The organism is Prochlorococcus sp. MIT 1341 (genome assembly GCF_034092415.1).
Taxonomy (GTDB): domain Bacteria; phylum Cyanobacteriota; class Cyanobacteriia; order PCC-6307; family Cyanobiaceae; genus AG-363-P08.
In genome coordinates this window covers 870,592-895,557 of sequence record NZ_CP139304.1, presented here as the reverse complement: position 1 = coordinate 895,557, position 24,966 = coordinate 870,592, and the positions used below count along the sequence as shown (strand labels likewise).

The window sequence follows — 24,966 nt, the reverse complement described above, 5'->3', positions numbered from 1 at the left end:
AATTGAATTTGCTTCTCTAGTATGTCTTTGAAATATCTAATGAAGATGTCTGACGCCGAGTCTCCTAAGCCCCAAGAGCCAAATGTCGAGATTTCCCCCAAGCTCAACGCAGCTTCTGCTCCTCAAAGGGTTGAGGTTGTAGTTGATAACACCTCTTCGGATAATGCTGTAAATATCACGGGAGAGCTGGCAATTTTTGTGTTGAGAGTTCTAGTTAGTGTGATGATGGTGCATCATGGACTCGAAAAGTTTCAGGATCCTCAAGGCTTTTCTGAGTTTGTTGTTGGCAAATATTTTGGCTTCCTCCCTGGCGATCCAATTATTTGGACCTTTGCCGCAGCAGCCACCCAGTTGGTTTGCCCAATAGGCCTGGCAATAGGCTTTTTTGCAAGATTGTCTGCGCTTGGGCTGCTCTCGACCATGCTATTTGCAATTCCTTTTCATTTACTTGATACAGGTTTAGAAGGCTTCCCGTTGGCCGTTGTTGAGGGGCATAACTATGCTTTTGAATTATCTGCTGTTTATGCGGCTATATTTTTCTATTTTTTATGTGCAGGTCCTGGAAGGCTTTCTGCTGCAAGGAAGACTAATAAAATCACTTATTATCCTCAAAAGAAAGGGGCGACTAGATGAGTACTTGTTGCAGATTGATTAACTAAATTTAGCTCTCCTAGGCTTAAAAGCTGTAAAAATTTAGCATAAATTTATTGATACTAAATTTGCTTATTTTGTCTCGTTAGTTGCTTTTAATGAAGGAAATGCCTGGTCCCAGTTGTAAGCATTGAAATCCCAAATTGATTGCAAGCACTTATAGATTCCTTATCTCTAATGCTCCCTCCAGGTTGCACTATTGCTTCGATTCCATGTTGTGCTGCGAGATGCACCGTATCGTTAAAAGGAAAAAAACCATCGCTTGCAAGTACAGCTCCCTTTGCTTCTTCCCCAGCAGCTTCAATGGCTATTTTTGCAGAGCCAACTCTATTCATTTGCCCTGCGCCTATCCCAAGAGTTTTTCCTGCTTTTGCAATTAAGATTGCGTTTGAACGAACATGTTTAACAACATTCCAGGCAAACCATAGGTCATCTTTTTGTTTTTCTGTTGGTTTCCTATCGGTTACAGTCTTCCATAAAGATGGATCACTTACCTTATTATCTAACTCTTGAATTAATGCACCTCCTAGGATGCTTCTTATCTGTTGATTGTCTGACGATATGATTGCTTTTTGGTTAAGCTCTAATAGACGCAAGTTACTTTTACTGGAAAGGATTTCGATAGCTTTTTGTGAGAATTTTGGTGCGACAACGCATTCAAGAAATAGTTTAGTAAGGTCTTTTGCCGTTGATTCATCAACTTCAGTATTAAGTGCAACTATTCCTCCAAATGCACTTACTGAGTCCGCACTTAGTGCTTTGCCAAAAGCTTCAAAAAGATCATTGCCAATACCAACACCGCATGGATTGGTATGTTTGATAATTACGGCAGCTGGTTGCAGAACTTGAGAAAGGGAACTATCTCCATATCCAAACTCGCGAACTGTAGAAAGAGCTGCATCAAGATCTAGAAGATTATTTGTACTTAGTTCTTTGCCTTGGAGTTGCTTAACTGCGCCCCAACCAGAAAGCTTTTCGCTATACCAAGAAGCCTTTTGATGAGGGTTTTCTCCATAGCGAAGTTTTTGTTTCAAAGGCCTTGCTTCCAGCCATGTTGAGGGTTCCCCCTGAAATTTTTCTTTCAGCCAATTGCTTATCGCAACGTCATATGAGGCAGTGTGTTCAAAAGCTTCAAGAGCAAGTTTTAAGCGAATCTCTGTTGTGATATCTCCATTGTTTTGTTTAAGCCCTGCAAGAAATTCTTCGTATTGATTTGGGCTTGTAAGAACTGATACATGTAAATGGTTTTTTGCAGCTGCCCGAATCATTGCTGGCCCCCCGATGTCAATATTTTCAATTCCATCTAAAAAGTCAGATTCTGGATTTGCGATTGTTTCGGTAAATGGATAAAGATTCACCACTACTAAATCTATTAGAGAGATTTCCTGCTGCTTTATATCTGATTCATGTGATGGCTCGCCCCTTTTAGCAAGAATTCCTCCATGGATCCTAGGGTGTAAGGTTTTTACCCTGCCTTCGAGAATTTCTGGTGCACCTGTATATTCGGAAACTCTTTGGACATTTAAGCCTGCTTCTTCTAGTGCGTTTGCAGTACCACCGCTAGATAAAAGTTCGAATCCATGAACTTCGTGAAGGCTTTTTGCTAAATGCACTAAACCTCTTTTGTTAGATACGCTCAATAATGCTGTTGGGGACATTCGATTCGATAGGGGTCTTCAAGGTTTGTTGGCCCAACCTAACTTTCAAACCTCCAAATATTTTGCTGTGATCGCAGATCTTTTTTGTAATAGTCCTGATGGAGCGACTCGTCGATTGGTCCTCTTACATGGTTGGGGCGCAGATGTTGATGATCTAATCCCCTTGGGAAAGAGCCTTTTGGAAGGAATACCCTTCCCTGTTGAATTGATAGCTCTAAGAGCACCCCACAATCATTCAAGCGGATATGGACGTCAGTGGTATGGACTCTTCCCTCCAGATTGGGATGCTGTCCCTGAGGCTGTCGAGGAACTTTCGAGGCGTTTGTTGGATCTAGAGACCATCGAGATCTCGCTTTCTGAAACGATTTTACTTGGGTTCTCTCAAGGAGGTGCAATGGCAATTGCAACTGGTAGTAATTTGCCTCTTGCTGGAATAATTTCTTGTAGTGGTTACCCTCACCCAGGTTGGTCAGCTAAAACAACTATGCCCCCTGTGGTTGTTTTTCATGGCAAATCTGACGATGTAGTTCCACCCTCTGCGGCAGAGCTATTAATTGCTTCACTAGTTGCAAATCAAATTGCTAACAAGGCTTTTCTTTTTGATGGTGGGCATGGGATCCCGGATGAAATCACCCCTCAAATTCAGGAAGTAATTAAGAGTTTGTTTGTAGGTCGTCTCGGTTAAACAAAAGCATATTCGTATTCTTCAATCTCTTCCCAATCATCAGCTGTGAGCTCTAATCCTTCGAACATGTTTGCTTCACCTACTGAATCAACAATGTTCCTTAAAGCTGGGAAAAGGAAATGATTTTCTTCAGCATATTGAGCACTGAATAGACCTTTTTCACCCCAGAAATATCTATCTGTTGTGTGTTCGTTTCGACGAACATTAATTAATGCTGGTGATTTAAGACCTGCTTCAGCTATATAACGTCTTGCAGCTGTGACAGGCTTATGTTCTCCTGTTTCAAGATGGTATGTAGGAACATGAGCTAAGACCCTTTGGCCAGCAAGTCTTCTTCGGCTAATCCGCTTCCGTTTTTTAGACATTTAATTTGCCCTCCTGTTTGGGGGAAAGAGATGTTTGATGTTTCTAGTGAAGGAGTTTCTTAAGGCTTGCCGGTCTGATGGTTGTTGCATGCAATGCAACGCCTTAAGATGCCACCAACTAGTTGGTTGATCAAGGACCTGCTTTAAGGCAAAGGATTAATCTTCCTCTGCTGTAGCTTTGATAGCACTTTTTGTGCAAGTTATGCCGCGAGGACGCTTTGCACGAACCTTACGAGCAAGGATTTCACTGGCCGATATGAACATCTTAATACTTTTTTCTGATTTTTCAACTTTTCTGGCCAATTTGATTTCTATCGGCGTTAAGGCCTAAATAATTTCTATGGAGCTTTCTGATCGGTTCCTGAATTTGGTGCAAAAGCAACTCAGCTCATTTCAAGCTGAGGAGCAGTTGTCGCATCTTGTCGTATATGTTGCACAAGCTACTCCTGGGCATTCTCCAAGCCTTGAGGCAATTGGGGAATGGCCTCTAAAAGGCAATGTTTTGTCACCCGTTGGTGAGGACCCGGACTTGCGTGAACCATCTCCTCATAGGAGATGGTATCCCTTGCAGGAAGGGCAGATACTGCTTGGCGTTTTAAGGGCTGAAAGCCTTCATTCTTCTCCCTTATGGCCTGACTCCTTGGATGAGAATCTTCAATCTACGGCAATGGTATTGGCTCATTGTTTGAGCCTTGAGGTGGAAAGGAACAAGCTTATTCAGGAGCTAAGCCAGCAACGACAACAAATAAGCTTGATAGTGCATCAGTTGCGAAACCCTTTGTCAGCACTACGAACATATGCTGAATTATTGCTAAGAAGATTAGGACCAGAAAACCGAAATCTCAATTTGGTACAAGGTTTGCTTACTGAGCAGGCCCAGTTGGATCAGTACATTTCTGGATTGGATTTAATAGGCTTTCAGGAGGCTGCAATAGCTCATGGGGATCAAGCACATTTGTTGTTGCCTCCAATACTCTCAGAAACTGTTACAGCAACTTTCCGCTCATTGTTAGTTCCTCTTGTCGATCGCGCATCTGCCACTGCTAATCTTCAAGGTCGTAGATGGCATGGCCCTTCTGATTGGCCAAGATGGACAGAACGTCCTTGCCCCCCTGGGAATGAGGCTCTGGCTGAAATAATTGCAAATCTTCTAGAAAATGCTTTTAGGTATAGCCCTTTAGGATGTGACCTAGGACTAATGATTTTTGATAATGGATTAGTTGTTTGGGATCAGGGGAGTGAGATTCCAAAAGAAGAGAGGAAAAAGATATTCGAAAAAGGATTTAGAGGAAAAGCTAGTAAGAAATCAGCAGGTAGTGGACTTGGGCTTTCTTTAGCGAGGGAGATGGCTCAAAATATGGAGGGTAGTTTGGAATTGATAATTCCACCTCAGTTATTTCACGCAGATCTTCCTGCTGAGGGAAATGCTTTTGTAATTAAACTATTTTTAGAGTGAATCCCATAATTGTCAGAATTAATGTTTCCACAATGACTAATGATGCTCCATAGGAATCGCCAGAATGTCCACCTAATCTTCTTCCTAGATATTCTGGTATTGCAAAACTTAAGACTATTCCAAAGAAAATGGAGCTGAGAAGATATATTTGAAGCGGAAGTCCGATAGAAAAAAATATCATAGACATCAAGATGCAAATTAGAATTGATATGGCAGGTATGAAATCTTTTATGCCATTTCGGTTTTCTCTGTGAAAAAATGATGTGCCATTTGGTTGCAAATAAGGAAAAGATTGGATGGCCCATATAGGAGCACAGCGACCAAAGAATGAACTAATCGGTAAAGCGAAAATAGCCATTTCTCCCAGACTAATTAGCGAAGCGATTTGCATGAGAATAATGATTAACAAAGCTTGTATTCCGCTTGCGCCTATTCGGCTGTCCTTCATTGCTTCTTTACAGCGTTTGGGGCCAGCACCTAACCCATCAAAAGTATCCATGAGACCATCTATGTGTATGCCTCCTGTTAAAAATGCTCCAAAGGCAATAACTATCAACGAGGAGGAAATGTATGACCATCCAAAATAATTCGAAAATATCCATAAGGCAGATTGTATGCTTCCTAAAATTATTCCTATTAATGGTGCAAAACGGGCAATGCTTTTGAAGCTTGGCTTTAGGCCTTTCGGGGCTGGAAGGATTGAATAAAAGATCCAGGCTCCTACAAGATCACTTAGCCAAGTTTGCATAATTTTGAAAGAATGTAGTGATGAGTCTGCTTAGACTAAAGTTGGAGCCTCGGGATCTTCGAATGGTTGGTGGCAGATTTTGAATTAAACCAGCTATTTCAATAGTGTTTGAATTTCAAGTCCAATCTCAATGTATTCATACCAGAGCACGAGTTGGTTGCTTTTACACCCCTCATGGAGTTGTCAATACGCCAAGATTTATGCCCGTAGGCACTGCTGCCACTGTAAAAGGGGTTAGCTCGTCTCAATTGGCTGAAACTGGGGCGGAAATGGTTTTAGCAAATACTTTTCATTTGCATCTTCAACCAGGGGAGGATGTGATTGCAGGAGCTGGGGGGATTCACAAATTTATGGGTTGGGATGGTCCAGTCCTTACCGATTCAGGTGGCTTTCAGGTCTTTAGTCTTTCCAAGCTAAATAGGGTTGACGATAGAGGAGTGATTTTTCGGAGCCCTCGTGATGGTTCGGAAATTGAGTTAACTCCAGAAAGAGCAATGGAAATTCAGGTTTCTCTTGGGGCGGATGTTGTTATGGCTTTTGACCAGTGCCCTCCATTTCCGGCTTCAGAGACGGATGTCGAAGAGGCCTGTCGACGAACGCATCATTGGCTGGATAGATGTTCAAAAGTGCTTGATAATTCAGGTCAGGCTTTGTTTGGGATTGTGCAAGGAGGATGCTTTAAGACTTTGAGAGAGCAAAGCGCAAATTACATTTCTAGCTTTGATCTGCCAGGTATCGCTATTGGTGGAGTCAGTGTTGGTGAACCTGTTGAGCAGATTCATAGCATTGTTAGGTATTTGACACCTCTTTTACCTGTGGATCGACCTAGGTATCTCATGGGGATTGGAAGCTTGAGGGAAATCGCAATTGCTGTTGCAAATGGTGTCGATCTTTTTGATTGTGTTTTGCCGACTCGTCTTGGAAGGCATGGGACGGCTTTAGTCAGAGGAGAGAGATGGAATTTGCGAAATGCACGTTTCCGAAATGATCACAGACCTTTAGATGAAAGTTGTAGTTGCTTAGCTTGTACTAATCACACCAGGGCTTATTTGCATCACTTGATTCGAAGTGATGAGATTCTTGGATTAACACTTTTAAGCATTCACAACCTGTCTCACCTTCTTAGATTTACCAATGCAATGGGCAAGGCTATTAGATCTGGATGTTTTGCAGAGGATTTCGCTCCGTGGAATAAGCACTCCAGTGCTAGCCACACGTGGTAAGGTCGTTCAAAAGTCAACTATCTCTTTAGGAATGGCCGTCTTGACAATCGATTTGTTGGCCCAACTGCCTGAGGCTTATCAGGCGTTTGCACCAACCGTAGACGTGTTACCACTCATCCCCATAGGCTTCTTCCTACTTGTTTTTGTTTGGCAGGCAGCTGTTGGGTTTAAGTAGACAGCATCAGTACTTTTGTATTGTTACTGACTTAAGACCCTGAGCACAAACGCTGGTAGGGAAAGCATTCTTTTCCAGCGCCTAGGTTCCTTTATGAGCCTGTAGAGCCATTCGCCTTGGCTCTTCACCATCCATTTAGGGGCTCTTTTTTTTGCTCCTGCCCATACGTCAAAGCTGCCTCCAACACCAACCCAAAGTCCTGGAAGGCCTTGCCTTACTCTGCTTGACCAGATTTCTTGTGTTGGAGTGCCAAGTGCAATAAGGATCAAGTCGGATTCGGATTGTTTAAGTTCTTGTTCTACTTTTATCCAGTTTGTACTGGTTTGATATCCGTGAATTGCGAGAGATATTTTCAGTTTGGGCATTTCTTCCAGGAGATTTTTGAGCAGTTTGCTCATGATCTCGGGCTCAGAACCAACTAAAGCAACTTTCCATTGATTTTGTTCCGCATAACAAAGTAAAGATCTTGCTAGTTCGATCCCTGAGGTGGGAGGAACTTTGTGACCTTGTCGGCGTAGTGCCCAAGCAACGCCAGCTCCATCAGGGATTATCAGCTCTGATGACTTGATTGCGTTGCGAAATTCACTGTCACTTTTTGCTGAGATAATCATCTCGGCATTAATTGTGACTATCTGTCCCCCTCCTTTGCTATGGAGAAGAATTGATTCACTAAGAACATCTATACAAACATCAACAGGAAGGCCCAGAACGCTACATCTTCTGCAATTGTTAGCGCCTTCAAAGGCCATGCTTTCTTTTTATTTAGAGTTTGTATGAGGGATTGGATTGAGAAGTATGCATATTTTTAAATTGATTCTGCTAAAGATACCCCTTTCCCTGGATTCTCAACTGCTTGTTCTATTAGATCTGCCAGTCTTAATGCTCGAGAAGCTTGAGCACCATCTACGGCGGGTATCTCTTTGCCTCTTACACACATGAGGAAATGTTCTAACTCTGCATAAAGAGGTTCTATTGAGGTTGTGCTTACTTCTTCAACAAATCCGTCATTTCGATAAACAAGCTCACCATGATCGGCTGAATATGATTCATGCGCTCGACGATGAATGTGCAGAGTGTGATTCAGAAAATCTGTCTCTACTAAGCTGCTTCGACAATGAGCACTCAAATTTCTGATTTTTCTGTGACTCATTTTGCTTGCAGTAAGACTTGCTACTACCCCATTACTGAATCCAAGTGTGGCATTCACATAATCCAGTGGTCCGGTTGAGCTTCTACCTCCTACAGCTGCTAAGCGAACGACTGGGGCGTTAGCGACTTCAAGGACCAAATCAAGATCATGGATCATTAGATCAAGTACTACAGAAACATCATTGGCCCTTTCTGCATGGGGACTATGACGGCGGGCTTCTAGAACGACAACTTCCTCCTTCGCAACTACTTTGACTAATTCACGAAATGCAGGGTTGAATCTTTCAATGTGGCCAACTTGTAAAAGTCTTTTTGCTTTATTAGATGCTGTTATAAGTGCTGCTGCCTCGTCTTGACTAGCAGCTATTGGTTTTTCAATAAGGACATGTTTCCCAGATTCCAAGCAGGCCATTCCTACTTGATGGTGAAGCAGTGTTGGGACTGCTACGCAAACTGCTTCTACTTCTTCAAGCAAGTCTTTGAAGTCTTTGAACCACTTACAACCAAATTGCTCTGTAGCTAAATGGCCTCGCGCTGAGTCTGGATCGGCGACACCAACAAGCTCGGCATCTTTGAGCAAGCTCAAGACCCTCACATGGTGCCAACCCATGTTCCCAATGCCAATCACTCCTACCTTTACAGGAACCATTAGTTAGTGCAGAGAAAGGTCATTGAGGCCGGAAGAAGTTTTTGCAATTAATTTTTAGCTGGATCGATGCTTTGCAGAATAAGTCTGACTTGTTCAATACGAGGACCTTTCATCGAAGTAATTTCAAACTTTAAATTTGCATGGCTAAGAGATTCACCTACTGATGGTATGTGCTGAAGCTTCTCAAGGAGAAATCCAGCAAGAGTGTGATGATCATTTGCTTCTGGCAATTCCAAATTAAGTTGCCTGTTTAGTTCAATAATCTCAAGGTCACCGGCTAATAACCATTTATTTGGTTGCCCTTCTTCTTGCTGAAGATTCGCCTGAATTTCGTGAGTTGAGTCAAGTTCTTCGCCTACGATTTCACCTGTGAGATCAGCTGCTGTAACAAGTCCTTCTGTCCCCCCATGTTCGTCTACAACAATGAGAAATGGTTTACCATTTTTCATTGTTGGCAATAATTCGGCCAAAGTGCAGGTTTCTAGGACTCGTGCTGCAGGCTGTAGGAATTTTTCTAATGGTGAATCGGCCTGCATTTCTCCTCTGGAGATTGGTTCTGCAAGTTGTCTTAGATCAATTACACCCCGCACATCATCTAGTGATTCTCCAATGACAACAAAACGAGCATGTTTAGTCTGATGAACATTTTTCATTAATTCTGAAAAACTAACTGTTACTGGAAGTGTCACCATGCCTGAACGTGGAACCATTACTTCTCTGACTTGTGTGTCATGCAAAGCAAAAACACCTTCCAAGATGTTTCGCTCATCAGGTCTTAAACCTGTGACTCCACCAGTCTCTATGAGAGTTTCTAGTTCTCCAGCAGATAGAGCAGGTACCAAAGCATCCCATTTCGCTGTTAGCCCCAATAGTCGAAGAAGTAGTGAGGCAATTGCTTCTAGAAGCGCAAGCAATGGTCCAAGTGCCCGCATAACTGCTTCTAGGAGAGGAGCTAAACGCAGTGCTGCAGATTCGGGGCGATTCAGTACTAATGCTTTCGGTAGTATTCCCGCCAGTAGTGTTGAGATAAGGACTAAGCCAACAAATAGCAAAATATCGAATATGCGATTAGGAAAATTGATGGAAGGCCACCACGCCTGAGACAATCCATTCCCTAGCCATCCAATGGCTATTAGAGAAAGGGTGCCTCCAAGCTGCCAGACCATTAATGCTCTTCTCAGACGACGTTGTAGTCGGTGAATCGACAATGCGCCTGGCTTCTTTTCTTCAATTAGACCTTGTACTCGACTTGGCCTTAGCCTCAATAAAGAAACTTCTCCAGCACCAAAGAAAGCTGGAAGTGCAATTAAAATAATTAGTATTAGAACAATCATCTCAGAGGTTGAATGGGGGTCGCGAGGATCGAACTCGCCTTAGCTGAATTATGAGTTCAGTGCATTCACCAGATTGCTAGACCCCCGGAGAAATCAATTAATGGTTCACCCTTCAGATGATGATGTGAAGGTCACAATAGGTAATTAGAGAATGCTCTAGAAAGCAAACTAGTTCAACCATCAACAATGTACCAGTCCTTATGAGTGGTTCTTCCGTGTTTACTCAGTCCTGTCGTGAGGAGTTGCTTAGCTTGCTAGCAAAGGATGCATATCGTTTTGGCGATTTCACACTTTCTTCGGGGAGGAAGAGTCAACACTATGTGAACTGCAAGCCAGTAAGTCTTAGCGGAAGAGGCCTTTGTTTATTAAGTCTTTCCATTCTTTCTGAGGTTGAACTTGATTCCGTTGCTGTCGCAGGCTTGACCTTAGGAGCTGATCCCCTGGTCAGCGGGGTTGCTATGGCGGCGGCACAAAACAATCGTTCTCTTAATGCATTGATTGTTCGAAAAGAAGCTAAAGGGCATGGAACGGCCGATTGGTTAGAGGGCCCTTTGCCAGAAAAAGGAAGCAAAATTACCGTTTTGGAGGATGTTGTCACAACAGGTGGCTCGTCATTAAAGGCTGTAAAACAATTGCGAGAGGAGGGATACAAAGTCGAACGTGTTGTCACAATTGTCGATAGAGAAGAAGGTGGTAATGATGTAATGAATCAGTCTGGATTAGAGCTTGTAAGTCTTTTTTTGTTGAAAGATGTTGCTAAGAAAGCAAAGGAAATAGCCCCATGAATTCTTCTTTAAATCTATTTTGGGATGAAACCTTCCCCTTCCTTGTTTTGAAGGGGCCTGGGAGTAAGGCTTTTTTGCATGGTCAAACTACTTCTGATGTAAAAAATCTTTCTCATGATCAATTTTTAAGGACTTGTTGGCTTAATACGTTTGGAAGAGTAAAGGCCCTATTCGAAATCTCTATAGAAGATGATGGAGTTGGATTGCTTGTTCTTGCTGGCGATAGTGAGTCAGTATTTGATGGCCTCTCCAAGGTTATTTTCCCTGCTGACCAATTGGAAATCGCTTCCTTTTCGACAAAGAGAAGACTTCAGAAGATATCAGAGAAAACAGAATTTTTTTCAGATATCGTTTGGCTTGACCCAAAGGAAAGTCTAGAGAGTTTCCCACCAAATTCTTGCTTTACCAGGAAGGATTTGGTTGAAATCTCTTTGATTCAACAGGGATTTCCTAGGGGTTCAATGGAAATAAATGGTGAGTTTAATCCGTTCGAGTTAGGCTTGGCTGATTGGGTGAGTCTTGATAAAGGATGTTACTTAGGGCAGGAAGCAATATCGAAAATAATAAATAACTGCGCAATAAGGCAGCAACTAAGATATTGGGAGTCTTTTGAGGATATTGCTATTGGTGAAACCCTTTCCATACCCTCAGTAAATCCAGAAAACTCTTCAGAAGCACGGGCCGGGGTAATTACTTCTTCGGTAAAGATTGTCTCCGAGAAAAAGACTATTGGGTTGGCTTTAGTCAAACGAATGGCCTTATCTCATTCAAAGCTTGCGCTCTTTGGCGACACTAGAGAAGTGTCCTTGTCACTTCCTAAGGGGTTTACTTCATTAAGAACCGTTTAATTACTTTTAGGAAATCTTCTCAGTCTTGTCCTGCATTACTAGCCATTTAACGATTTCCCAGGTCGCAAGGTTGTCATCATGATTGTATTCAAAAATTTTATATAATATCTTTTGAGCTCTCCAACTGCTTGATTTAATTTTTCGGAATTGCCGCCACCAAAGAAGGACTCTTGCTCCTTCAGCTCGCTCGTTTCTCCAATGAAAACCAAGCCATCCAGCAACAGTTTTTAACCCATAGCTATTTATAGGCAATCGCCAATAAGCTTTAAGTCTTTTATGTACATCGATCATTCTCTTTTGGAGGTCTCTTATTTGTTTCTTAGATAAACCATTTTTTTGGGCTATCCGGGTTAAGGAAACCTGCTCTGTCTCTCCATAGTGAAGAATCGGAAGCTTTGGGTATTTAGTTAGTTTCTTTTGGATTCGCTCCCAGCAAAAGGAAGATGATTTATCATCTAGGTTTGCAATTAGAAGGGGATGGTACTGTGCTTTATCTATATCCCAAGACCCATTATTATTTTTCATTATTCTAAGGAAACCATGTAAGAAATCCTCTTTTCGATCTGGATCAGATTCGATGTCATATATTAATACTCCCTTGGCACTAATTAATTCTGGGATTGATAGAGAATTTTTTAATCTTTCTGGATTTGCCCTGTATTGAACTTTTGCTTGTTTGATAAGCTCTTCGCCGACTTCTCCATGTTGCTTATTAAAAGAATTTAATTGACTAACTAAAGATTTTGGGTCTGCATTCGCTAGAGCTTCTAGGCTTCCTATACCAAGCTCTTTTAAAATTTTGCTTCGGGCCTTCCCTATCCCGCTTACTTCACTTAAGTATCCCTCTTTGGCAGCTTGTGCGCTACATGTGTCTCTCCAAGAACATAGAGTACATTTTTTTCTATCACTTGTTAGAGGAGGCGGAGTTTGCTCTTCAAGTTCTTTTGAAAGCTTACAAATAATTTCATTTAATTGGTGCAGTAAAGATTTGCTGAAAGGAACTTTCTCTATTTCGAGGCCCTGATTAGAACTGCCTAAAGCAAGTCCATGAGTTACAGCTGATTCTTGGAAAGGTTCAAGGAGTTGAGCTGTCATGGCTAATGAAAGCCGATGTTCTCTCGTTAGTCTTCGGCCCTGTTTCGAGATTACGGGTCTGTAAGCAAAATGACCCCAACGGGATTCTCCTTTTGTTTTTTGGAGTAAGGCAGGGTGTACTTCTAATGAATTGCTTTCTTTATCCAAAGTCTTGATTCTTAGTCCAATTATCCCTTCCGCTCCTTCTCTTAATGCCCTAAGGCCTCGTTCGGGCTTCTTGATCAATAAAGCTTTGAAATGATCATGCTGTTGGTCAAGTTGCAAGCTTCGGTGCGGAGTCCAAACACGTTTTGTTGCATCTCCATGGCGATCTAGCCATGCTTTTCGTCGGCATCTCACCCAACTGCAAAGTAGGCGGTCTGTTAGTACTTTTGGTTGAGAAGGGGTGTAACCCATGCGTTGACCCTAAACCTCCTTCCAAAAAAGACTTGCTTTCACACTAGAGACGTCATGGCTTATGCATCATTGCCGCTATCTTCTTCGCCAATAGAGTTTGGCACTGATGGTTGGAGGGGGGTATTAGGAGTTGATATCACTATTGAAAGGCTTTTGGCAGTAGCGGCTGCATCTGCACAAGAGCTTGCCTATAGAGCTCCTTCCGGTTTAAAAAGTCGAAAGATCTTGATAGGTTTTGACCGTAGATTTCTTGCTCCCGAGCTTGCTGAGGCTTCGGCTGCTGCGATTAGGGGTTCAGGTTTGGAGCCTCTCCTCGCTTCAACACCGTTGACTACCCCGGCTTGTAGTTGGGCTGTAGTTCAACGTAAAGCATTGGGGGCCCTTGTTATTACAGCAAGTCATAACCCCCCTGAATGGCTTGGGATGAAAATTAAGGGACCTTTTGGTGGTTCTGTAGAGTCAGATTTCACTAAAGCAGTGGAAAAAAGGCTATTAGCTGGTGGGAAGATTATTCCTCTTGAGGGCATTACCAAGAGGTTTGATGGTCGAAAAGAGCATCTTGAGGGATTGCGCAGTAAGTTTGATATTTCAGGTATGGTTGAAGGACTCAATCAATTGGGCTTAAAGCTAATAATTGACCCAATGCATGGCGTTGCTGCTGGCTGTATTTCTGAAGTTTTTGGGGAAGAGGGATCAAACCTTATTCAAGAGATTCGTTCTCAACGCGATACTCTTTTTGGAGGTAACTCACCTGAGCCACTTCAAACCTACTTAAGTGAATTAATTTCGCGTGTTAAAGCCGCTAATGCTTCTGGCCAAAAAACAATTGGCTTAGCTTTTGATGGCGATGGAGATAGAATTGCAGCAGTTGATGAGAAAGGGAATTTCTGCAGCACTCAATTATTAATTCCTTTGTTAGTAGATCACCTTGGAAGAACAAAGAACTTGCCTGGCTCAGTGATTAAGACAGTCAGTGGATCAGATGTAATTACACTTGTCGCCAAATCAATTGGACGGAAGGTAGTTGAACTTCCAGTTGGGTTTAAATATATAGCTGCTGAAATGCTATCCGATCAAGTTCTGTTGGGAGGAGAGGAGTCTGGGGGTGTGGGTTTTGGAGGGCATTTGCCTGAAAGAGATGCATTATTTACAGCCTTAGTTCTTATAGAGGCGCTTGTAGAAGGCGGTCGGTCTCTGGGGGATTATTTGGATTCTTTGAAAAGACGTTTTGGCGGGGAATGTGTATATGACAGGATTGATTTGAGATTGGCCAGTATGGAAAATAGAAATCGATTAGAGGCATTATTGAAAGAGGAACCTCCGTTAAAAGTTGCTAGTCAAGATGTAATAGAAGTTAGTTGTTTAGATGGTGTGAAGTTTCGACTAGGACAAGGATATTGGTTGATGATGCGTTTTTCGGGAACAGAACCGTTGTTGAGGATTTATTGCGAGGCACCTAGTCATGAGAAGCTTTTTGAGACATTGGAATGGGCTAAAGAATTTGCTCAGGCAGCATGAAGGAAATTGGTCAAACCTCTAGAAGGCTTTTTGTAGCTTCGGGCAACAAAGGCAAGATCTCCGAGTTTCAAGCTCTTTTTAGTGACTTACCTGTAAGTCTTCATTTAAAACCAAAGGGCTTTGAGGTTGAAGAATCTGGAAAGACCTTTGCTGAAAATGCCAGGATTAAGGCAATCGCAGTGGCTAAGGAAACAGGTCACTGGGCAATTGCTGATGATTCGGGACTTTCCGTCACGGCTTTAAATGGAGCACCTGGTGTATTTTCGGCTCGTTACGGCACCACGGATTCTGAAAGGATTGGCCGTCTTTTAAATGAATTAAGGGGTAAAGGTGATAGGAGTGCGTTTTTCAGCGCAGCAATTTGTTTGGCTTCCGAAGAAGGTGATGTCTTGTTAGAAGTAGAAGGTGTTGCTTCAGGGCTCATCGCACTTGCCCCGAGAGGTGAAAATGGTTTTGGTTATGACCCTGTTTTTGAGATAAAAGAATTAGGTTTGACATTTGCGGAAATGCCCAAGCAACAGAAGGCACAGTTTGGGCATCGCGGTAAGGCGTTCAAAATTCTTAAACCAATGCTCATAAAACTATTGTCTGATTGACTATTTATCCTCTTAAAGGTTGATTTGAATTATAGAAATAAAAGATCTAATCCCAAAGTGGATTCTTAACTGACTCTCAATTTATTGTGAAACAAGTTAGCTTACCTTTTTCGAAATTCTCTGCAATCATGAATTTACCCAACATCCATGCAGTCCGTGAGGGATGGCTAAAGGCAGGTTTATTATTGCTTGCAGATTTAGATTTATAGATTTAAGTATAACAAGGTCTGTAGCCTTTCTTGCCCCATTCCAAACCATTACCATTATCCAGCCTTCATCTTCATTATTAGAATCTGTTTTTGATAGCATTATTGGTTCTCCTACAAATCCTCTGGGAGCCGCACTCCATTTGGAAGAACTGCCATCAATAAGATCTAATTTCTTGATACTTTGTAATGGGCCATTCCCCTCTTCACACTCAGATGTTGCCATCCAGGCGAAGCGAGCTTTTTTACCTAAAAAGTTAGGATTTACCATGGCAAATTCACAGCATTGCTTGCTTAGTAGGCTTGTCCTTATCCTGCCGCTTGCTAAATCAACTTCGCATCTTTTTAAACGCCCTTCAGGTAATAGGTCGAAATTGATTTCACGGAAATCCTCTCCTGGTCCAATAGAAGGAAAATCATCATAATAGATGCTTTCAATTGCAACTTTACTTTCATCCTCCCATGCATTTAGATGATGAAAGACAAAGCCAGAAGGAGCATTGAAAATTCTTGGTGTCTGGCCTTTAAATAAGCCAGAGTCCCTTGGGATAAATAAAAATCTACTTTGCCCATTCGGTATCGAAGATAGGCATTGAGCAGCACTTTTTAACCCAAAGAGGAATGGAATTGGATTGATGGAAATTGAATTTTGTAAGAAAATTGCCCAGTTAGGTGTAATTGCAAAGTCATGTAGAAATGCAAAACCATCAAAGTTATCAATTCGGTCATCAATTAGGTGGAAAGATTGCTCACTTTCATTGGCAAATTCCATTAACCTTATTTTGCTTTTGGGACCAGTTTTGACGCCAAAGGTTACTAATCGTTTTTGATTATAATGGTGTCCTGGGTCTATCTTTGGGTGTGCACTAAACGCTTCATTTTCTTTAAGAACTCCACCTAAAGTAGATAAACCTTTTGTCTTTAGAGTTTTAGGGTCAAGAGCATAAGGTCCAGCTGCTTCCCATAATGCTAGGAGTTGATCTCCTAGCAGAATTACATTTGTATTTGCAATATTTTTGAGGCGGAGATCAAAAGCATTCGCAAAAAAACCTCCTGGTTTTTGGGTCCCAAAGACTCCTCGATAAAGAAATTTGTCTGCTGAGACTTCCTCTCCCCAAGCTTCAGTTCTAACAAAGCGATTTGTAAGAGTTGCAACCCCATTCCTGAAATTTATGGAGGAGATCATTCCGTCGCCATCAAATGGATGATGGATCCATTCCCCACCACGTTCCATCTGTCCAGGCCCATTTCGATAAAGAGTTCCACAAAGCTCTTCAGGTAAAGAGCCTTCTTCGACCTGGAGAATCTCTTCAGTTAATTCTTTTTCAACATTTTGATAAGCACTTGCCCAGTCTTCACGAGCGAAACTTTCTGAAGAGTCCTGTTGGGAATGTTCTAATTTTGTTTGCATTAATTGGACTGGTGGTTTGCCTAATTGTTTTTTTGGCCGGCCTGTTCTAGCACTCCTTTGCTACTTGGCACAATTCCCAACCTCCTAGGGTCTAGTTCTATTGCCATTCGAAGTGAGCGAGCAAATGCTTTGAAGCATGCTTCAACTATGTGATGAGAATTCACTCCAGAGAACTGACGTATATGAAGGGTTAGGCCACTATTATTGGCTAGTGCTACAAAGAATTCTTTTACTAATTCAGTATCATAACTTCCAATCCGTTGAGAAGGAATATCAAGCTCATAGGTTAGATGAGGCCTCCCAGAGCAATCTAGTGAAACCATTACTAGAGCTTCATCTAGTGGTGCTGTGAAATGCCCAAATCTTTGTATGCCCCGCCTGTCTCCTAAAGCTTTGGATAGAGCCTGGCCTATGGCAATCCCAACATCTTCATTAGTGTGATGGTCATCAATATGTGTATCACCAGTTGCTTCAACGATTAAATCGAAAAGGCCATGACTTGATAACTGATGCAACATGTGATCGAGAAAGGCAATGCCAGTGGAGATCTGGGATTTACCTTCTCCATCAAGGTTTAATTGAACATTGACGTTGGTTTCAGATGTAACACGGTGTACATCACCTTTTCTGTGGTTTGTCATTGGAGGGATTTCGTTAAATTCACAACTATTTAGCTCACATCCCATTAATGCAGTAACCAGCATCTACGTAAATAGTTTGCCCTGAGATTCCGCTTGCAAGATCACTAAGCAGGAATGCAGCCGTATTTCCTACTTCAGTTTGCGTAACTGTTCTTCTTAAAGGAGCTTTTTCTTCAACGTTGTGGATCATATCTAGGATCCCACCAATAGCTGAACTGGCCAAAGTTCTAATTGGACCGGCGCTGATGGCATTAACTCGAATTTGTTTTTCTGGGCCAAGTTCTGCTGACAGATATCGCACTGATGCTTCTAGGGCTGCTTTCGCAACACCCATTACGTTGTAGTTAGGGATAGCTCTTTCTGCGCCTAGGTAAGTCAAAGTTACGATCCCTGCCCCTTCGCTTAGGAGCGGTTTTGCATAGTTACATAAGGGCGCAAGGGAGTATGCGCTTATTTCAAGTGCTCTGGAAAAGCCTTGGGGACTTGTTGCGCTGAAGTCTCCAATGAGATCTTCTTTCCCTGCAAAAGCTAGACAATGAACTAATCCATCCAGTTGCCCCCATTGATTGGAAATTTGATTGAAAACATTTTTGGTCTGAGAATCATCTTGTACATTTAAAGGCAGGAATAGACTTGGCTCAAGGGGTTTAGTTAGTTCACGTACTTTTGATTCGAACCGACCTTTGTCATCTGGTAAATAAGTGACACCAATCTCTGCCCCTGCTGCATGCAATTGCTGAGCAATGCCCCATGCGATGGATCGATTGTTGGCTATGCCAGTGACTAGAATCTTTTTCCCGCTTAAATCTAGAAGCATCTTTTTAATTTAAAGGTGAGGTTTTAAAGGATTCTCTCATTAATGATTGCTTTTCAGCTTTCATGTTGTGGTTAATCATGAACAACTTTGTTAATCCTTTTTTTAATCATCAAAGACCATAATAAATTTCCAGCCTTTTGTCTAAAGCCGATTGGATAAAAACATGTTCTGATTAGCTTTTTTATAGATGAGGTGAACCCATTGAAATTTAATGTAGGGAAATCAAGTTTGCTTTGAGCCTTCAAAATAGAATCTCTATAAGGCCTCAATTCTAAAAATGTCTTTGACTGCTTCAAAGATGCTTCCCTTAGGCTCTGTTTTGCCAGAGTTTGCCCTTCCTTTGGTGAAGGACCCCCTTTTACAAAAAGACCCTTTTAGTAAAGGTCTTCAGCAACTTAAAAGTTCTGAGTTGACCTCTAAACCATTACTCCTAATGGTTCTTTGTGCTCATTGCCCTTTTGTTAAGCATATTGAGGCTCAAGTGAGTGCTATCCAGCAGGATTACGCAAGTAAGGTAGAGATTATTGCTTTGTCGGCAAATAGTATTTCCACCCACCCTCAAGATGGGCCCTATTATTTGTCGATTCAAGCTGAGGTGAATGGTTGGAAGTTTCCCTATTTATTTGATCAAGAGCAGCTTCTAGTGAAGGGTTTACAGGCAGCATGCACTCCAGACTTTTTTCTTTTCAAACCTTTAACTAATGGACCGCATGTTCTTGAATATAGAGGGCAACTTGATGAGAGTAGGCCAGATAATGGTAAGCCAGTGACAGGAAAAGACCTAAGAGATGCGTTAGAAGCTGTTCTCCATGGGGAAAAGGTTTTTGAGGACCAGAAGCCCTCTATTGGTTGCAATATCAAGTGGCACGCAGGCAATGAACCTAATTGGTTTTCGTGAAATGGTTTTGTTGAAGGATTTGAAGGAATCACTGCACCATTTAAGGTGCTTCCTATGAACGTACCTCCATTTAGTCTCTCCAAGCAATTAGCTGATCTTGCGCCTGAATTGGAATCAGCAGTTTTACGGGTTTTACAAAGTGGTCAGTACATTGGTGGACCAGAAGTTGAGAGCTTTGAAAATTTATTTGCGACATCACTTGGTGTGCCTTTTGCGGTTGGCTGCAACAGCGGAACTGATGCACTTGTTTTAGCTTTAAGAGCTTTAAATATTGGTACAGGTGATGAAGTGATAACAACTTCTTTTAGTTTTTTTGCTACGGCTGAAGCAATTAGTAATGTCGGAGCAAAACCTGTTTTTGTAGATGTTGACCCTGAAACATATTTAATTGATATTGACAAGATTGAGGAAGTTATAAACCCTGCTACAGCTGCCATTTTGCCGGTTCATTTGTTTGGTCGCCCAGTCAATATGGAGCGATTGATGAAACTCGCAAATCAGTATGACCTAAAAGTCGTTGAGGATTGTGCTCAGGCTGCTGGTGCTGCTTGGAAAAATAAGCCTGTAGGTAGTTGGGGAGATGTTGGTTGTTTTAGTTTTTTCCCGACGAAAAACTTAGGAGCTGCTGGAGATGCAGGTGCTGCAACTACTAAAGATGCGCAATTGGCTCAAAGGATGCGTCAGTTGGCAGTTCATGGGATGCCGAAACGCTATTTTCATTCTGAGTTGGGCTACAACAGTCGGCTTGACGCGCTTCAAGCGGCTGTCCTGAACATAAAACTTCCAATGCTTGATAGTTGGGTTAGAAGACGTGAGGCGATTGCATGTAGATATCGAGAATCATTAAAGAACTTCCCGAACGTTTCTCTACCTTGCGAGGTTCATTCCCAAGATGGCCGCCATGCTTGGAATCAGTTCGTGGTACAAATTAAGGGGCCTTCAGATGCTTCCGCAATTAAGGAATTAGATGTAGAGACTTCAAATAAAATTGATTTAGATTTTTCTTCTAGATCACGATTCCGTGATTTATTTAAACAGAAACTTCAGAATTTAGGTGTTAATACAATTATTTATTATCCAATTCCGATTCACCTACAGCCAGCTTATGGAAGCCTTAGCTATATCACGGGGACATTGCCAATTACTGAGAGATTGTGCTCACAAGTGCTAAGCTTGCCAATCTTTCCTGAATTGCCGATTGATCAGCAGGATAAAGTGATTTCTGAATTTGGTAATCTAATTAGAGGCTTCTCAAATAGTGTAACTTTATTGTAAGTAGTTCTTTCTGATTGTCAGTTAAAACTCTTTGGGAGAGATAACTTCAGAACTATACTTTTATTAACTTTGCTGAAAATTAACTTCTAGTTGATCACTTACAAGTGAAGTATTTCTTTTGCTCTAAACCATGCTGTGACGGTTTTTCCATCAAGAGCTTCATTCCCACTATTTATAAGTGAGTCAAGATCTTGTGGAGCCATTTTAAGAACTTCAAGATCCTCGTCTTCATCACCTTTGGGACGCTCACTTAATTTTTCGAGATCACGAGCAAGAAAAAGGTGAATTACTTCATCTGAATATCCCGGGCAGGGAAGCATTTCTCCAATTGAGAGCCAATTAGCAGAGGAATATCCAGACTCCTCTGCTAATTCACGTTTCATTGTTGTCAAGGGGGCCTCTCCTTGTTCAAGCGTTCCTGCAGGAAATTCGAGAAGGCGTCTTGAAACTGCAAATCGATATTGACGAAGAATAATTACTTCCCCATCAGAGGTGATAGGTACAGCTAATGATGCCCCTGGGTGTCGGATTAGGCCAAATTCTCCTTTCAACCCAATAGGTAATTGAAATTGATTTATTTCAAAACGAAATTTTGGAGCATCCAAAAAAGAGATCTTTTTTAGAAGTTTTGAGGGCTCTATGGGGGGTAATCGGCTCATTTGAGATTGCTTTGTGCTGTAAGAAGCTTTTTAAGGGTGTTTTGGTAAAACTTTTCTAGAAGAATTTTACTCATTCCAGCCAGGAACTGAATTCAGCCTGCGAGGGGGGTGGGTGCCTTCTGTAATTGCGGCTGCTAAAGGGACAACAACGAAACTGCGTTCAAGCAATCTTGGATGAGGCAGCGTTAGAGCATCAGCTTTCACTTGGAGCCCTCCCCAGGCCAATAAATCAAGATCTAGAGCTCGTGGCCCCCATTTAATATCAGCATCTTGGCGTTGTCTCCCAAATTCTTGTTCAAGGTTTAGAAATCTATCTAGTAATGCAAGGGCTGAATTTTTGCTGGGTTTTAGATCCCACAACTTTGGACCATCAATAACTACTACAGCATTTACATAATTTGGCTGCTCCTTGGGCCCACCAATTGGATCAGTTTCAAATAAGGGTGACCAGCGAAAACGTATGCCCTCATTAGTATCTTCAATATTTTTTACTGTCTGAAGTTCTACAAAGGACCATTCTTTAATCGTTTTTTCAAGCTTTGGTCTTACGGCTATTAATGTTTGTTTTGGGAGCCCTATTTTGCTTGGAAGGTTTGCTCCCAGTGCTACAGCAAGAGTTCTTGGAGGGTCTGGATCTAGTGAAGACATGCCTTGATCAGCGAGAGTAGGAGATAATTGATTGAACGATTAATACCCATGGTTGCGAGTGGACCTGCTCCCACTATTAATACATCACGAGCTAATGAAGATTTGGCGAAGGAAATAGCTCATCGATCATTTCCACTTGCTGCGGTCACTGGTCATGGCACTTTGAAGCTTGCTTTGCTTCTCGCAGCTGTAGACCCTGGCTTGGGGGGAGTCATCATTGCTGGGGGTAGAGGGACTGGGAAATCAGTTTTAGCAAGGGGGTTGCATGCTTTGCTACCTCCTATTGAGGTGCTTGACCTGGGTTTACAAGGAGATATTTCTAAAGAGAACAACCAGACGCGTTCTTGGGGCATGAATCTTGCTCCAAATATGCCTGAAGAATGGGATGAAGTAACCCAGAAGAGGTTGGTTGAGATGTTTGGAGAAATAAACGAAAAAGAAGAGTTTATTGAAAATGTACCTAAAAAAGTTGTTTCTGCGCCCTTTGTTCAGGTTCCCATTGGAGTAACTGAAGACAGGCTGGTAGGTGCAGTAGACGTAACAGCTTCTCTAGCGAGTGGAACCCCTGTCTTTCAGCCAGGTTTGCTTGCAGAAGCGCATAGAGGTGTTCTCTATGTCGATGAATTGAATTTGTTGGACGATGGGATTGTGAATTTAATGCTCGCAGCTGTAGGGGCCGGTGAAAATCGCGTAGAGCGAGAGGGATTAAGTCTTTCTCACCCATGCAGGCCACTCCTCATGGCAACCTATAACCCTGAAGAAGGAGCGGTAAGGGATCATTTGCTTGATCGATTTGCGATTGCCCTGTCGGCTGATCAAATCATCACCAATGAACAACGAGTTGAGATTACCGAGGCTGTTTTAGCTCATGGTCAGTGCAGTGAAAGTTTTGCTGCGAAATGGTCGGAAGAAACAGAAGCATTGGCAACACAGCTTTTAATAGCTCGACAATGGTTGCCAGATGTCCAAATTGCTACTTCTCAAATTGAATATTTGGTGAATGAGGCTATGAGAGGTGGGGTTGAAGGCCATCGATCAGAGTTGTATGCAGTTCGGGTGGCGAAGGCTCATGCTGCATTAAGTGGTAGGGACGAGGTTGATGCAGAAGACCTAAAGGTTGCTGTTCGACTGGTAATTGCCCCGAGGGCATTGCAGTTACCTCCAGAGCAAGATCAAATGGATCCTCCTCCTCCTGAGGAACAACAACAACCCCCTCCACCAACAGATCAAGAAGAGGAAGATCCGACTGATGAAGATAATGAGAGTGAAGAGGATGAGTCACCCCAAGATCAGAGTCCACCTGTGCCAGAGGAGTTCATGTTGGACCCCGAAGCAGTGATGATTGATTCTGATTTGTTGTTGTTTTCATCTGCAAAGTCAAAAAGTGGGAATAGCGGTAGCCGTTCAGCAGTTCTTAGTGAGAATAGGGGTCGCTATGTCAAGCCAATAATCCCTAGAGGTCCTGTTAAACGTATAGCCGTAGATGCAACTTTGCGGGCAGCTGCGCCATACCAGAAAGCTCGTCGTGCTAGGCAGCCTGAGCGTAAAGTAATTGTTGAGGAAGGAGATCTACGCTCCAAGTTGCTCCAAAGGAAGGCTGGTTCTCTGGTCGTTTTTCTGGTCGACGCAAGTGGATCGATGGCCTTGAACCGCATGCAAGGAGCGAAAGGAGCTGTAATTCGTTTGCTTACTGAAGCTTATGAAAATCGAGATGAGGTTGCTCTTATTCCTTTTAGGGGAGATCAGGCTGAGGTGTTACTTCCTCCAACTAGATCCATAACAGCGGCGAAAAGAAGACTAGAAGTAATGCCTTGTGGCGGTGGTTCCCCACTTGCTCATGGGCTTACACAAGCAGCGAGGGTGGGGGCTAATGCATTGGCCACAGGGGATCTCGCGCAAGTAATTGTGGTTGCAATTACAGATGGGAGAGGGAATGTGCCTTTAGGAACTTCTTTGGGACAGCCGAAAATGGAAGGCGATGAGCCTGTTGATCTCAAGCAGGAGGTTTTAGATGTTGCAAGTCGCTATCGTAGTATTGGTATACAACTTCTGGTAATTGATACTGAGCCAAAATTTATAGCAAGCGGCATGGGGAAAGATGTCGCAGAGGCGGCAGGCGGGAAATATGTTCAATTACCCAAGGCTAGTGATCAAGCAATAGCTGCAATTGCTATGGATGCGATTGGAGAGGTTAAATAATATTTAGACTATGATTTAAATTGATTTAATTTATTTTAAACTAATCGATTAAATTATTATTTCGTTCTTGTTTCATAGGGATATAACTCGTTGAAGAATTCCCCTAAGCCAATCGTTACCTTTCTAACTGAATCTACAAATTGTGGGTCTCCAGTTAAGGTTTCTAGATCACTGCCAAAGGAATCAATTTTTTCAGTAAGAGATTTTGCACTACTTACTGTTGCTTGTAATTCGCTAATTGTTTTTGGATTGTCCAGTGATGAAACAACATTATTTATGTGATTAGTGGCATTGCTTAAGTTTTCTATTATCGGGACAGCTCTTGTAAGCTCTTCTTTTAGGCGTTGAATTAACTCATCAACATCTTCAATAACCTTTTTTTGCTCTGCGTCTTTAAGAATTCTCTCTAATGACTTTGTGACTGTTGCAAGACTCGACGCTGGCTCTCCAGGGATATATTGGCCGTTGCAAAGCATTTTAGTTTTTTGGCAATCACTTGAGAATGGCATTGCTGCAGGTGGACTCTTTAAGGTTCCATTGCTTATTAATGAAACTTGTGAATCACCACCTAGTAATGAGCCTCTTGAGACGGTCGCGAAAACTGGTAAAGGTAGCTGAAGCTCACTATGGTCTATCTCTAAAGTTGCCAAGACTGTTTTATTTGTGACGCGAATCTTACTTACAGTTCCTATTACTATCCCTCTATAAGTTACTGGTGAACGTTCTGAGAGGCCACTAGCGTCTGGGAACTTAGCAATTACATGCCAGCCTTTCGAACCCAGTCTAACTGAATTCATCCATGAATAGATACCTGCGAAGGAAACTATTGCTCCTACTAAAGAGAAGCCAACAAGAGCATCTCGAATACTGCGTTTCATTTG

General features: G+C 42.3%; 25 protein-coding genes and 1 tRNA gene. 12 read left to right on the top strand and 14 right to left on the bottom strand.

Annotated elements, in window-relative coordinates; translation table 11 throughout:
- Positions 1–45: 45 nt before the first annotated feature.
- Positions 46–633, top strand: coding sequence for a DoxX family protein (locus SOI84_RS04555; RefSeq protein WP_320675219.1), 588 nt, complete (start codon positions 46–48; stop codon positions 631–633).
- A 113-nt stretch (positions 634–746) separates the two neighbouring features.
- On the opposite strand, the gene purH is transcribed toward SOI84_RS04555, so the two are convergent.
- A complete protein-coding gene (gene purH, locus SOI84_RS04550) occupies positions 747–2,309 on the bottom strand; it encodes a bifunctional phosphoribosylaminoimidazolecarboxamide formyltransferase/IMP cyclohydrolase (RefSeq protein WP_320675218.1) in 1,563 nt (520 codons plus the stop codon).
- Positions 2,310–2,337: 28 nt separating this feature from the next.
- Here purH and SOI84_RS04545 point away from each other — a divergent pair, with 28 nt between their 5' ends.
- Positions 2,338–2,994, top strand: coding sequence for an alpha/beta hydrolase (locus SOI84_RS04545; RefSeq protein WP_320675217.1), 657 nt, complete (start codon positions 2,338–2,340; stop codon positions 2,992–2,994).
- Here SOI84_RS04545 and SOI84_RS04540 read toward each other — a convergent pair.
- On the bottom strand, positions 2,991–3,359 hold the full coding sequence (locus SOI84_RS04540) for a DUF3155 domain-containing protein (protein ID WP_320675216.1): 369 nt from the start codon (positions 3,357–3,359) through the stop codon (positions 2,991–2,993). The genes SOI84_RS04545 and SOI84_RS04540 overlap by 4 nt on opposite strands.
- Before the next feature lie 340 nt (positions 3,360–3,699).
- Between SOI84_RS04540 and SOI84_RS04535 the strand changes: the two genes are divergently transcribed.
- The gene (locus SOI84_RS04535; protein WP_320675215.1) at positions 3,700–4,815 is read left to right on the top strand and encodes a HAMP domain-containing sensor histidine kinase; all 1,116 of its coding nucleotides are present in this window, start codon (positions 3,700–3,702) and stop codon (positions 4,813–4,815) included.
- Here SOI84_RS04535 and SOI84_RS04530 read toward each other — a convergent pair.
- A complete protein-coding gene (locus SOI84_RS04530; RefSeq protein WP_320675214.1) occupies positions 4,796–5,563 on the bottom strand; it encodes an adenosylcobinamide-GDP ribazoletransferase in 768 nt (255 codons plus the stop codon). The genes SOI84_RS04535 and SOI84_RS04530 overlap by 20 nt on opposite strands.
- Positions 5,564–5,667: 104 nt before the next feature.
- Here SOI84_RS04530 and tgt point away from each other — a divergent pair, with 104 nt between their 5' ends.
- The gene (gene tgt / locus SOI84_RS04525) at positions 5,668–6,786 is read left to right on the top strand and encodes a tRNA guanosine(34) transglycosylase Tgt (protein ID WP_320675213.1); all 1,119 of its coding nucleotides are present in this window, start codon (positions 5,668–5,670) and stop codon (positions 6,784–6,786) included.
- A 31-nt stretch (positions 6,787–6,817) separates the two neighbouring features.
- On the top strand, positions 6,818–6,961 hold the full coding sequence (locus tag SOI84_RS04520) for a photosystem II reaction center protein K (protein WP_320675358.1): 144 nt from the start codon (positions 6,818–6,820) through the stop codon (positions 6,959–6,961).
- A 23-nt stretch (positions 6,962–6,984) separates the two neighbouring features.
- Here SOI84_RS04520 and SOI84_RS04515 read toward each other — a convergent pair whose 3' ends face one another.
- The 4 genes from SOI84_RS04515 to SOI84_RS04500 all read right to left on the bottom strand — a co-directional run bounded on the left by SOI84_RS04515 (position 6,985) and on the right by SOI84_RS04500 (position 10,179).
- Entirely contained in the window at positions 6,985–7,710 is a 726-nt protein-coding gene (locus tag SOI84_RS04515) for a WecB/TagA/CpsF family glycosyltransferase (RefSeq protein WP_320675212.1), read from the bottom strand.
- A gap of 56 nt (positions 7,711–7,766) precedes the next feature.
- A complete protein-coding gene (locus SOI84_RS04510; RefSeq protein WP_320675211.1) occupies positions 7,767–8,759 on the bottom strand; it encodes a Gfo/Idh/MocA family oxidoreductase in 993 nt (330 codons plus the stop codon).
- 47 nt (positions 8,760–8,806) lie between these two features.
- Positions 8,807–10,093, bottom strand: a complete 1,287-nt coding sequence (locus SOI84_RS04505) for a hemolysin family protein (RefSeq protein ID WP_320675210.1) — start codon at positions 10,091–10,093, stop codon at positions 8,807–8,809.
- Between the two features lie 13 nt (positions 10,094–10,106).
- A tRNA-Ile gene (locus SOI84_RS04500) sits at positions 10,107–10,179 on the bottom strand.
- Between the two features lie 114 nt (positions 10,180–10,293).
- Here SOI84_RS04500 and pyrE point away from each other — a divergent pair.
- Both pyrE and SOI84_RS04490 read left to right on the top strand, forming a co-directional pair.
- The gene (gene pyrE, locus SOI84_RS04495; RefSeq protein ID WP_320675208.1) at positions 10,294–10,878 is read left to right on the top strand and encodes an orotate phosphoribosyltransferase; all 585 of its coding nucleotides are present in this window, start codon (positions 10,294–10,296) and stop codon (positions 10,876–10,878) included.
- On the top strand, positions 10,875–11,726 hold the full coding sequence (locus SOI84_RS04490; protein WP_320675207.1) for a glycine cleavage T-protein: 852 nt from the start codon (positions 10,875–10,877) through the stop codon (positions 11,724–11,726). The genes pyrE and SOI84_RS04490 overlap by 4 nt, the downstream gene beginning before the upstream one ends.
- Positions 11,727–11,732: 6 nt before the next feature.
- Here SOI84_RS04490 and SOI84_RS04485 read toward each other — a convergent pair whose 3' ends face one another.
- Positions 11,733–13,217: a TM0106 family RecB-like putative nuclease gene (locus SOI84_RS04485; protein WP_320675206.1), complete on the bottom strand. Its 1,485-nt coding sequence runs from the start codon at positions 13,215–13,217 to the stop codon at positions 11,733–11,735.
- 54 nt (positions 13,218–13,271) lie between these two features.
- On the opposite strand from SOI84_RS04485, the gene SOI84_RS04480 reads away from it, so the two are divergent.
- Together SOI84_RS04480 and rdgB are read left to right on the top strand one after the other, a co-directional pair.
- Positions 13,272–14,735, top strand: coding sequence for a phosphoglucomutase/phosphomannomutase family protein (locus tag SOI84_RS04480; RefSeq protein ID WP_320675205.1), 1,464 nt, complete (start codon positions 13,272–13,274; stop codon positions 14,733–14,735).
- The gene (gene rdgB / locus SOI84_RS04475) at positions 14,732–15,331 is read left to right on the top strand and encodes an RdgB/HAM1 family non-canonical purine NTP pyrophosphatase (protein WP_320675204.1); all 600 of its coding nucleotides are present in this window, start codon (positions 14,732–14,734) and stop codon (positions 15,329–15,331) included. Before SOI84_RS04480 ends, rdgB begins: the two co-directional genes overlap by 4 nt.
- A gap of 126 nt (positions 15,332–15,457) precedes the next feature.
- On the opposite strand, the gene SOI84_RS04470 is transcribed toward rdgB, so the two are convergent.
- Genes SOI84_RS04470 through fabI form a run of 3 tightly spaced genes read right to left on the bottom strand, consistent with a single transcriptional unit; the run spans position 15,458 to position 18,406 of the window.
- Positions 15,458–16,948, bottom strand: coding sequence for a carotenoid oxygenase family protein (locus SOI84_RS04470; protein ID WP_320675203.1), 1,491 nt, complete (start codon positions 16,946–16,948; stop codon positions 15,458–15,460).
- Between the two features lie 20 nt (positions 16,949–16,968).
- The gene (gene hisB, locus SOI84_RS04465; protein ID WP_414153617.1) at positions 16,969–17,589 is read right to left on the bottom strand and encodes an imidazoleglycerol-phosphate dehydratase HisB; all 621 of its coding nucleotides are present in this window, start codon (positions 17,587–17,589) and stop codon (positions 16,969–16,971) included.
- A 34-nt stretch (positions 17,590–17,623) separates the two neighbouring features.
- Positions 17,624–18,406, bottom strand: coding sequence for an enoyl-ACP reductase FabI (gene fabI / locus SOI84_RS04460; RefSeq protein WP_320675202.1), 783 nt, complete (start codon positions 18,404–18,406; stop codon positions 17,624–17,626).
- 277 nt (positions 18,407–18,683) lie between these two features.
- Here fabI and SOI84_RS04455 point away from each other — a divergent pair, with 277 nt between their 5' ends.
- Together SOI84_RS04455 and SOI84_RS04450 are read left to right on the top strand one after the other, a co-directional pair.
- Positions 18,684–19,304, top strand: a complete 621-nt coding sequence (locus SOI84_RS04455; RefSeq protein WP_320675201.1) for a thioredoxin family protein — start codon at positions 18,684–18,686, stop codon at positions 19,302–19,304.
- Positions 19,305–19,358: 54 nt separating this feature from the next.
- Positions 19,359–20,579: a DegT/DnrJ/EryC1/StrS family aminotransferase gene (locus SOI84_RS04450; RefSeq protein WP_320675200.1), complete on the top strand. Its 1,221-nt coding sequence runs from the start codon at positions 19,359–19,361 to the stop codon at positions 20,577–20,579.
- A 98-nt stretch (positions 20,580–20,677) separates the two neighbouring features.
- Here the strand turns inward: SOI84_RS04450 and SOI84_RS04445 are convergent, their stop codons facing one another.
- Positions 20,678–21,238, bottom strand: coding sequence for an NUDIX hydrolase (locus SOI84_RS04445; RefSeq protein ID WP_320675199.1), 561 nt, complete (start codon positions 21,236–21,238; stop codon positions 20,678–20,680).
- 66 nt (positions 21,239–21,304) lie between these two features.
- Positions 21,305–21,886, bottom strand: a complete 582-nt coding sequence (gene folK / locus SOI84_RS04440; RefSeq protein WP_320675198.1) for a 2-amino-4-hydroxy-6-hydroxymethyldihydropteridine diphosphokinase — start codon at positions 21,884–21,886, stop codon at positions 21,305–21,307.
- A gap of 48 nt (positions 21,887–21,934) precedes the next feature.
- Between folK and bchD the strand changes: the two genes are divergently transcribed.
- Positions 21,935–24,085, top strand: coding sequence for a magnesium chelatase ATPase subunit D (bchD, locus tag SOI84_RS04435; protein WP_320675356.1), 2,151 nt, complete (start codon positions 21,935–21,937; stop codon positions 24,083–24,085).
- 56 nt (positions 24,086–24,141) lie between these two features.
- On the opposite strand, the gene SOI84_RS04430 is transcribed toward bchD, so the two are convergent.
- Entirely contained in the window at positions 24,142–24,963 is an 822-nt protein-coding gene (locus SOI84_RS04430) for an MlaD family protein (protein ID WP_320675197.1), read from the bottom strand.
- Between the last annotated feature and the right edge of the window lie 3 nt (positions 24,964–24,966).